This is a genomic window from Treponema sp. UBA3813, assembly GCA_002368605.1.
Classification (GTDB): Bacteria; Spirochaetota; Spirochaetia; order Treponematales; family Treponemataceae; genus Treponema_D.
Genome location: DFEB01000051.1, coordinates 47,941 through 56,609 on the forward strand (window position 1 = coordinate 47,941; position 8,669 = coordinate 56,609).

General features: G+C 47.6%; 10 protein-coding genes. All 10 read right to left on the reverse strand.

Going from position 1 to position 8,669, the window contains the following annotated elements; all coding sequences use genetic code 11:
- The coding region (locus B2089_RS08875; protein ID WP_296686820.1) for a ferrous iron transporter B at positions 1 to 1,166 on the reverse strand (1,166 nt) is incomplete at its 3' end.
- A 19-nt stretch (positions 1,167 to 1,185) separates the two neighbouring features.
- Entirely contained in the window at positions 1,186 to 1,407 is a 222-nt protein-coding gene (locus B2089_RS08880) for a FeoA family protein (protein ID WP_296322789.1), read from the reverse strand.
- 35 nt (positions 1,408 to 1,442) lie between these two features.
- Positions 1,443 to 1,655 carry a FeoA family protein gene (locus B2089_RS08885; RefSeq protein WP_296322792.1) on the reverse strand — a complete coding sequence of 71 codons (213 nt, stop codon included), beginning with the start codon at positions 1,653 to 1,655 and terminating at the stop codon, positions 1,443 to 1,445.
- 153 nt (positions 1,656 to 1,808) lie between these two features.
- A complete protein-coding gene (locus B2089_RS08890) occupies positions 1,809 to 2,480 on the reverse strand; it encodes an ABC transporter ATP-binding protein (protein WP_296322795.1) in 672 nt (223 codons plus the stop codon).
- A 22-nt stretch (positions 2,481 to 2,502) separates the two neighbouring features.
- Positions 2,503 to 3,708 (reverse strand): ABC transporter permease, encoded by a 1,206-nt coding sequence (locus tag B2089_RS08895; RefSeq protein ID WP_296322798.1) that lies wholly within the window; start codon positions 3,706 to 3,708, stop codon positions 2,503 to 2,505.
- An 86-nt stretch (positions 3,709 to 3,794) separates the two neighbouring features.
- Entirely contained in the window at positions 3,795 to 4,193 is a 399-nt protein-coding gene (locus tag B2089_RS08900) for a DUF4418 family protein (RefSeq protein ID WP_296322801.1), read from the reverse strand.
- A 57-nt stretch (positions 4,194 to 4,250) separates the two neighbouring features.
- Complete coding sequence (locus tag B2089_RS08905; protein ID WP_296322804.1) at positions 4,251 to 4,931, reverse strand: ABC transporter ATP-binding protein; 681 nt, start codon at positions 4,929 to 4,931, stop codon at positions 4,251 to 4,253.
- 1 nt (position 4,932) lies between these two features.
- Positions 4,933 to 6,066 carry an ABC transporter permease gene (locus tag B2089_RS08910; RefSeq protein ID WP_296686826.1) on the reverse strand — a complete coding sequence of 378 codons (1,134 nt, stop codon included), beginning with the start codon at positions 6,064 to 6,066 and terminating at the stop codon, positions 4,933 to 4,935.
- The gene (locus tag B2089_RS08915; protein ID WP_296324449.1) at positions 6,066 to 7,352 is read right to left on the reverse strand and encodes an ABC transporter permease; all 1,287 of its coding nucleotides are present in this window, start codon (positions 7,350 to 7,352) and stop codon (positions 6,066 to 6,068) included. The genes B2089_RS08910 and B2089_RS08915 overlap by 1 nt, the downstream gene beginning before the upstream one ends.
- Before the next feature lie 10 nt (positions 7,353 to 7,362).
- A complete protein-coding gene (locus tag B2089_RS08920) occupies positions 7,363 to 8,607 on the reverse strand; it encodes a Fe-S-containing protein (protein ID WP_296686830.1) in 1,245 nt (414 codons plus the stop codon).
- Positions 8,608 to 8,669: the final 62 nt, after the last annotated feature.

Genomic DNA, 8,669 nt, shown 5'->3' on the forward strand with positions numbered 1-8,669 from the left:
GGGCCTTCTTCGCCGTATTTTTCTGCCATTTTCTTTGCCTCGCTGGCAGCTTCTTCCGTGATTTCGATTGGTTCAGAGGGCTCAAGGGTCTCTTCGTCAATTACGATGTATGATTTTTTCCCGGCCTCAATAGCCTCAAGGATTGCGGGAGTGTCGCCGTATTCTTCGGCCGCTTCCTCATAGGCAGACGAGCCGATTCCGAACAAGTGCCAGCCGTCTCCGAAGAGACCGTCATTTGCCCAGTCCGTGGCGCTTGCTCCGATTCCTACCATTGAAATCCAGTAAACAAGGAACATGATGACCGCGAAAATCGGGAGACCCAGCCAGCGGTTGGTTACGATGCGGTCGATTTTGTCTGAATTTGAGAGCTTGCCCGCATTCGCCTTTTTGTAGCTTGATTTGAGAATGTTTGCGATGTAAATATATCGCTCGTTGGTGATGATGCTTTCCGCGTCATCGTCCAGCTCTTTTTCGGCCGCCTTGATGTCGGTCTCGATGTGCTCAAGAGTTGTCTTTTCGACTTTGAGCATTTCAAGAACCTTATCGTCACGCTCGAAAATCTTGATGGCGTACCATCTCTGCTGCTCGTCCGGCAGTGAGTGGACGACGGCCTCTTCGATGTGAGCTATTGCGTGCTCAACAGGGCCAGAGAATGAGTGCTGGGGCACGGTTTTTGTCTCGCTGGCAGCCTTGATTGCCTCTTCTGCAGCTTCCATGATTCCGTCGCCTTTGAGGGCGGAAATCTCGACGATTTTGCAGCCCAGCTGGCGGCTAAGTTCTGCCGTGTCGATTTTATCCCCGGCTTTTTTTACCAGATCCATCATGTTGAGGGCAACAACTACAGGAATTCCAAGCTCTACAAGCTGAGTAGTAAGATAGAGATTGCGTTCGAGGTTTGTGGCATCAACTATATTGAGGATTGCGTCTGGACGCTCGCCCACGAGGTAATTTCGGGCGACAACTTCTTCCAATGTGTATGGTGAAAGGGAATAAATGCCTGGCAGGTCTGTTACGACCACACCGTCATGCTTCTTTAATTTTCCCTCTTTTTTTTCGACCGTGACTCCGGGCCAGTTTCCTACAAATTGATTTGAGCCGGTGAGCGCGTTGAAAAGCGTGGTTTTTCCGGCATTCGGGTTTCCTGCCAATGCGATTCTTATGTTCATTTTTTTTACTCCTGTCTTCCTATTCGATTTCAATCATTTCCGCATCTGCTTTTCGCAGGGAAAGCTCGTAAGAACGAACAGTGACTTCGATGGGGTCGCCTAAGGGAGCGACTTTCCGAACATAAACTTCAACGCCTTTCGTAACGCCCATGTCCATGATACGGCGTTTGACCGCACCTTCGCCATGAAGCTTTACGACTTTGACTGTCTCGCCGACTTTTGCTTCGCGCAATGTCTTCATTTATAGTACCTCCAAATTATTTGCAAAAAAGAAAATCAGACCATGATTCTGCGGGCCATGTCCTCGTTGATGGCAACGCGGGATTCTTTGACTTTTACGATTACGTTCCCGGCAAGAGAATTTACGATGGTGACGCTTCCTCCCACCGTAAAGCCGAGATTTTCAAGGTGACGCTTAACTTCGTCGCTTCCGCCGATTTTTTTGATGATTTGCTCTTCTCCAGCATTCGCGAAAACCAAAGGTAACAACTGTTTCTCCTGTGATATTGTCTGAAAAAAAATTAGATAAAAATAATATATATTAGACTGGGATAACTTTCAATACCTTTTTTTAACATAGGATTGAGAAGGCTTCCTTTTGGTTGAGAAGACTAAAATGTGATTGATTGTTCTAGCTAGAGTTTAATTTAACAAACTTCCTGCGTCCATTCTGTAGATTTTATCCGCATATTGCTCGGCGCTTGCTTCATGGGTCACGAGCAAAACTGATTTTCCGTTCTTTGCAGTTTTTTGTAAAAGCTCTAGCACGGCTTTTGTGTTCTCGTCGTCCAAATCGTCTGTCGGCTCGTCGGCAAAAATAATTTCTGGGTCAAGGATAAGGGCGCGGGCAATGGCCATGCGCCGCATTTCGCCGCCAGAAAGCTCAGTCATTTTTGCGTCGGCAAGGTCAGCGATTCCCACAAGGGAAAGAAGTTCTTTTGCCCGACTTTCAAGCAAGCTCGTTTCTCCGTAGATTGCGGCCGGAGCAAGGACATTTTCAAGGACAGTGAGGGCAAAAAGCCCGGTCTGACCCTGGGGAATCACGCCGATTTTTTCGTTTCGGAGCCGGGAAAGCTCTTCGTCATTCAGCGAGTACAAGTCTTTTCCGTCAAGAAAGACTTTCCCGGAGCTTGGCTTTAAAAGTCCCGCCAGCATGTAAAGCAGTGTGCTTTTTCCGCTACCGCTCCGCCCTGTGATTTCAGTGACTTTCCCTTCTTCAAGTGAAAAATCCAGAGGCTTCACCGCCTCAAAGTGGGAGGCATTTTTTGTCGGACGATAATATTTTTTGCTGATGCTTTCTGCTTTTAGTATCATATCAATTCCTCATTCCAAATTCCTAGTTTCCTTCTCTCAAAATGACTCCCGTGTCCACTTTCGAGATTTTACAGGCCGCGTAGCTTGCCGAAAGGCAGCCGAAAAGAAGTGAGAGCGCAAGGCTCAAAAGAAGCAGGGCCAATATAATCGGAAATTTCGGAAGCAAAAAGGGAAGTCCGATGGCGTTTTTTATCAGCGTGTGGAAGGGCAGGATAAAAAACAGGGCAAGGACACCTCCTGAAAGAGAGCCTGCCGCATTCACCAGAAAGGCTTCTGCCATCACCAGCCGGGAAAGTTTTTTCTGGCTTGCTCCCATGACACGGAGCACGGCGAATTCCTTTTTGCGCTCGTTGATGATAAGGCTTGAGACAACGACAAGAATGAAAAGACAGAGAATCCAGACCACCAGCATCAGGAATCCTGTGACTTTTGAAAAGCCTGAGAGACTGTCGGAAATGCCTGAGGTCATGGATTTTGTCCTGACAGCCTGAGTTTTGCGCACTTTCCGCTGAATCTGACTTACGATGCTGTCTATGTCGTAGCCATCGGCGACTTTCACCATAATCGTGGAAATCATATTTCTGGCGGAAGATTTGTCGTTTACAAAGCCGTAGCCTAGTTCTTCTGCCGCAGCCATTAGTGACTGAACCGTGTTTACATTGGCGAAAATAGCATTGTCTAAGCCCGTTCCTGTTTCTTCCAGCTGGGCTGCAATGTTCCAGAGCTTATCGAAGAAGCGGAGCTTTCGGCTTTCAGTGAGAGTCACCTTGCTTCCAATTAAAATGTCGCCGTCGCCGAGTTTTCCGCTGAATGACTGGCGCACCCAAGGCTGAATCGTAAAATCACTTTCTGGATCGAAGCCGATAACCTGCAAGGAGACCGAACAGCAGCCTGCGTTCATGGAGCACATGTAGATTTGTGGCGAAACCCGCTCTACGCCCTCAATAGCGGCGACTTTTTCCAGATTTTTATTGCTCATGTAAAAATAAGTGCGGTTTCCCTGATTCAAGATTGTGTCCGCGCTCACCTTTGTGCGGGCTTCGTATGGAACGACGATGATATCCGCGCCAAGCCTGAGTTCCAGAGATTTAAGTCCGTTTTTAAGGCTGGTGAGAATAAGGGCTCCTCCGAAGAGTGAAAAAGAAAGAATCAGTGCGAATACGAAGAGGGTGGCTGAGCGTCCTTTTTTTCCGAGAAGATTGATTATTGGAAGCGAAGAAAATTTCATTTTGACTCCGAAGAAGGGGTTTTAGGGCTTTGCCCTAGGAGAAGGGGTAGCGACCTACGAAGTGGGCGCGAGGGGAAGACTTTCCCCTACTGCTTCTTTTTTTGAAGAACAAGAATATCCACAACTGAAAGGGCGCAGATTAAAATCGAGAGAACGATGACGCTGGGGCGCATTACCGTGTGGCATCTCATGTCCTTCATCATGCAGAGATTTACGATTATGCCGGGAACAAGGGCAGTCACTAGCGCAAGAGGCAGGAATGAAATCGAAATGCCCAGTTTTGTCTTTGCTTCGAGGAAAAAACGAGCCGCTGATAAAATCACAAAAACAGCGGACAGAGCCGTTACCACCCGCTCTGCCCAGTGACAGACCATCCAGCTTCCGTCGCTCTTCGCAGGGCAGGCATGAAAGGCGAAATGTGAACCCAAGCACAAAACAAGTGACAAAACAAGAAAAGCGATGTCAGCAAAAGATATTTTTTTCATAAAAACTCCTTGATTTTGAAAGAAATCATAATATCCTAGTTGATTGGTAGGTTAATGTCAAGATTCCTTTTTTTCATTTTTGATTTCCCTGGCGTATTTTCCGTGCTCCAAAACGATTGTACGCTCTGCAAAGGCGGCCACTTCCGGCGCATGGGTGACGACGATAATTGTGCGTCCTTCGGCATGGAGTTTTTTGAAAATGTCGATGACCATGTTTTCGTTGGCTTCGTCAAGATTTCCCGTTGGCTCATCGGCAAGAATCAGCTGGGGATGATTTATGAGCGCGCGGGCGATGCAAACCCGCTGCTGCTCACCGCCTGAAAGCTGGCTTGGAAGGTGTTTTGCCCGCGCGGCCAGTCCCACCCGCTCCAGGGCTTCCATGGCTTCCTTTTCGTCTGGCATGGAGTGGTAATACTGGGCGACCATGACATTTTCCAGGGCTGTGAGGTAGTTTACCAAGTGGAACTGCTGGAAAATCAGGCCGATTTTGTCCCGCCGGATTTGGGTCAGGCTTTTACTAGATTCCTGGGCTATGTCCTTGCCGTCCAAAATCACCTGCCCCATGGAAGGCTTATCCATGCAGCCGATTATGTTCATCATCGTGGATTTCCCGGAGCCGCTTGGGCCCATAATCGCCACCCATTCGCCCTCGTTGACGGAAAGGCTCACATGATTCAAAGCCTTAACCGTCCCGCCAGAATATATTTTAGAAATATCCTTCAATTCAAGTAACGCCATATTATTCTCCTTTTAAAACTAATGCCGGGTCTACCTCTGTCGCGCTCCGCACCGGGAGCAGGCAGGCAAGTCCTGTCACCAGAACGCTCACCAAAATCGTGACCGGAACCAAAAGCGGCAGGAAGGAAATGCTTCTCGCAAAGACATTAACGCTCACCGCCTGGGCGAAGGCAAATCCTAAAATCACTCCCAGAATGCCGCCCAAGGCTCCCAGAAACAAGCCCTCGCCCAAGAACTCGCCGACTATGCTCTGGTTTGAAGCCCCCAGCGATTTTTTAAGGCCGATTTCCTGCCGTCTCTCCGCCACCACCGCCATCATGGTTGTTGCGACACATACCATGGTCAAAATCAAGACGACCAGAGTGACGATGTAGACCAGAGACTGGAGTTTTTTCAGAACCGTGCCCTCTGATTTTGCAAGCCGTTTCACAGGCTTAGGATTCACGCCCTCCACATTGAGGGAAAGAGTTCCCGCAAGATTTTCAAGCTCTTTTCCGCTCAATGAAACGGAACATTCCGCCACATCAAGAAGTCCTGAAGTTTTCATCAGCGATTCAAGCTTTTCCAGATTCATGTAAAGGCATTCTTCTTCGCTGCCGCCGGTCTGCACGATGCCGGAAACCGTAAATGTCTGGCTGAATGCCTTGCCATTGGAGTCAAGGCCATTCAAGGTGACTTTTGAGCCTGTGCTTAAAGCCACAGCACTTGCCACCGTCTGCCCCAAAAGAACTTCATCCTCTTTTTGGGGGTAGGAGCCTGAGACCAGCCAGTAAGGCGAAGTCTTTTGCACCTGCTCGAAATCTGTTCCCGCCGCCATAAATGGAAGGTTGTTGATTTTTACGGTCTCATAGCGGAAAGGAGTAAGCCCCACCAGTTTGCCGCCGGGAATGATAGAGCGGGCATGATTCACGCTTTCTTTTTTTAAAGGATTCGTGTCCGGCGAAACCAAAAGCAGGTTGGCTCCGTAAGAGCGGAATTCCTGAGCCATCTGCCGGGGAACATCATAATAAATCGTCACAAGTCCGCTCAAAATAGTAGAGCCGATTGCCACAGCCAGCAAAGCCACCAGCATCCGAGACCTCCGTCTCATAAGGGAACTTGTTATCATCTTGAAATACATTCTCTGTCTGGTCATTAATGTCCTCCGTGCAGGACTTCCGCAGGTTTAAGTGAAAGCAAAAGCCTTATTGATGGAAGGGATCCTGACAGTGTGACGACGAAAATCAAAATCGCCACGAGAGGAATCACCGTCACTTTTATCGCGATTGCCGAGTCAAAGACTGACTGGCCGATGATTTGAGCGAAAGCCAGACCTGCAAAATATCCCATAACGCCGCCGACTACAGCCGTAATCAGAATCTCCGTGAGAATGAGGGCAGAAATCGGGCCGTCATAAGCGCCTATTGCCTTTAAAAGACCGATTTCCTTGCTCCTCTCCATGACGCTTGCCGTCACGAGGTTTGAGATTCCCAGAGCCGAGCCAATCAGGCTTAAAATCGTAATCAGAAGCATGAGAAGCTGGGTCTTGTTCAAAATAGCCCCCTCGCTTTCCGCCACCTGCCTTACCGCCTTTGCCACGGAATTTGAAATCACTTCCTGAATCTGATAGCAGATTGAGCTGACATAAGCCGTGCAGTACCAGGTGTCCCAGTCCATCTGGTTTAAGGCACTTGGATCCTGAGCCGCCTTTCTTGCCAGATCATTGTCGGGTGTTGTTAGGGCGCTGACCTCAATCGAAGAAATAAGGCCGCTTTTGTCAAAGAGTTTTTGCGCGTCAGAAAGATTGACATAAGCGTATTCGTCTTCGTCCCCGCCGGCGTCAAAAATACCTGCCACAGTAAAAGATTTTTCTTTTGTAGTTTTTGTAGAAAGAGAAATCGTGTCTCCAAGGTTCAGTCCGTGTTTTTTTGCCAGCTCCGAGCCGACCATGACTTTGGGATTTTCACCATCTTCTTTCTCGCCGTCAGAAAGCCATTGGCCTTTGACAGTCCACCACTTTTTCATGGCGACCATGCCTGTGTCCAGCTCTTCGCCTGTAGGAAGGGCAAGGTGATGATTGAACCAGGTTCCCGTCACTTTGATTTCACTTCCGCCTTTAAGTTCTGCCTTTCCTTCAAGATAAGGTGAAAAATCAACTATATTAAAGGCCCAGAAAATCGTCTTGAGTTTTCCAAGCTCATCTTCACGGAGGAAAGATTCGTTTTCGATTCCGTACATATCGCTCATAATGCTTGCGCTCTGGGGCAGGACTCGGATATTGGCTCCGTAAGTCTTCAATTCCTGATTCACCTTGTCGCCCACATCGAACATGACATTGAGCATCGCCGTTGCAAGGGATGAACCCAGAGCAATCGTAAAGGCAATCATCAGCATTTTTTTCCATTGCCGCACCAGCGCGCGAATTACCATACGCAGAAACATAAAATTGCTCCTAGTTTTTAAATCTGCCTGCCTCTTTCTGCAAATCATCGGTCAGGATTATGATTCCTCCGTTTTCGATTCTTGAAAAAAGCGGGACAGGATTGCAGCCGCCCTTTAAACCGATTGTGCTCTTATTCATGACGACATCGCATCGGTTGCAGACGACTTCATCCTTTCGCTCATAATAGCCTACATCACCGCAGACATCGCAGGCATCAAATCCTACGCCGAAACTCGTTCCTTTTTTCTGCACGATGATGAAGCGGATTCCCTTGCCCGCCTCATTCGTCCAGGTGAAGCGGTGCAGGTGACCGTCAGAAACCTGCTCCAGAGGAATGAAAATCTCATTTCCTTCGATTTGAAATTCCTCAGAAGGGGAAAGTTCTACGATTTTGTTGGCAAGGCCTTTGATTACCGTCATATCAAGCCAGACAAGAAGACATAAAAATAGAGTAAAAGCTGCCAAGCGGCGGTTATTCCGCGCATAAGCCTTTAATTTTCTGTGCTCAGCGGGATTTGTGTATTCGCCGTGAATTTTCCTGTGATAGACGAAAAAAGCTACGGCAAGAAGAATAATCACGAGAATCGCAAGAAAGAAAATAATGTTCTCGGCTGTAATCAGCTGCGGCAGGGATTTTCGTAGTCCAGAGGGGATTTTAATCTTTCTTCTGTAATAGGAGTTGATGATTCCTACAATAGTGACAAAGGAAATAAAGCCGCTTATAAGATAAAGTGCGGAGAAAACAAGGAAATTTACCTTTTCTGACGAACGGACAAGAATTTTGTAGACCGCCCGTGCACTCAAAGCACAGATAAGCCAGCCTGAAAGATAGCCCGTGCATTTTGCAAGGTACATCGTAGAAAAATAAGTGTCGTACATTCCCAAAAAATGAAAGGGAAGGGAAAAAACAAGGGGAATGCTGTAAAATAGATGGCAGGCGACAAAAAAAAGGCCTGTGCAAGCTGTGGCTGTTTTTGCCCTTGGAAGGCGAAGCCAGCTCAGCAGAGTGAAGCCGAGTCCTAAGATAAGAGAGGCGACTAAAAGCCTGATATTGTTAATCTGATTGTAGCGGATAAGACGCTTTTCGCGTAAAAAAGAGACGGCGAGGACGAGAATCGCCAGAATTGCAAGTGCTTTCCAAAATCGTTTTTTTAATTTTTCTGAATCAAAGCGCACCGTTGACGCGCACACAAGACCAAGCAGCACAAAGGGAATAAAAAGAGTTTGTACCACTTCAAACAAATTTTTAGCCATAGAGCTTCCAGTAGAAAAAGTTAAATGGGAATGTCTAATAAGTCAAATGTCGAGTTTTGAAA

Excerpts from the sequence above, each read along its gene's own strand:
- B2089_RS08880 (WP_296322789.1), bottom strand. The coding sequence starts at position 1,407 with ATGAAGACATTGCGCGAAGCAAAAGTCGGCGAGACAGTCAAAGTCGTA.
- B2089_RS08890 (WP_296322795.1), bottom strand. The coding sequence starts at position 2,480 with ATGATACTAAAAGCAGAAAGCATCAGCAAAAAATATTATCGTCCGACA.
- B2089_RS08895 (WP_296322798.1), bottom strand. The coding sequence starts at position 3,708 with ATGAAATTTTCTTCGCTTCCAATAATCAATCTTCTCGGAAAAAAAGGA.
- B2089_RS08900 (WP_296322801.1), bottom strand. The coding sequence starts at position 4,193 with ATGAAAAAAATATCTTTTGCTGACATCGCTTTTCTTGTTTTGTCACTT.
- B2089_RS08905 (WP_296322804.1), bottom strand. The coding sequence starts at position 4,931 with ATGGCGTTACTTGAATTGAAGGATATTTCTAAAATATATTCTGGCGGG.
- B2089_RS08910 (WP_296686826.1), bottom strand. The coding sequence starts at position 6,066 with ATGACCAGACAGAGAATGTATTTCAAGATGATAACAAGTTCCCTTATG.
- B2089_RS08915 (WP_296324449.1), bottom strand. The coding sequence starts at position 7,352 with ATGTTTCTGCGTATGGTAATTCGCGCGCTGGTGCGGCAATGGAAAAAA.
- B2089_RS08920 (WP_296686830.1), bottom strand. The coding sequence starts at position 8,607 with ATGGCTAAAAATTTGTTTGAAGTGGTACAAACTCTTTTTATTCCCTTT.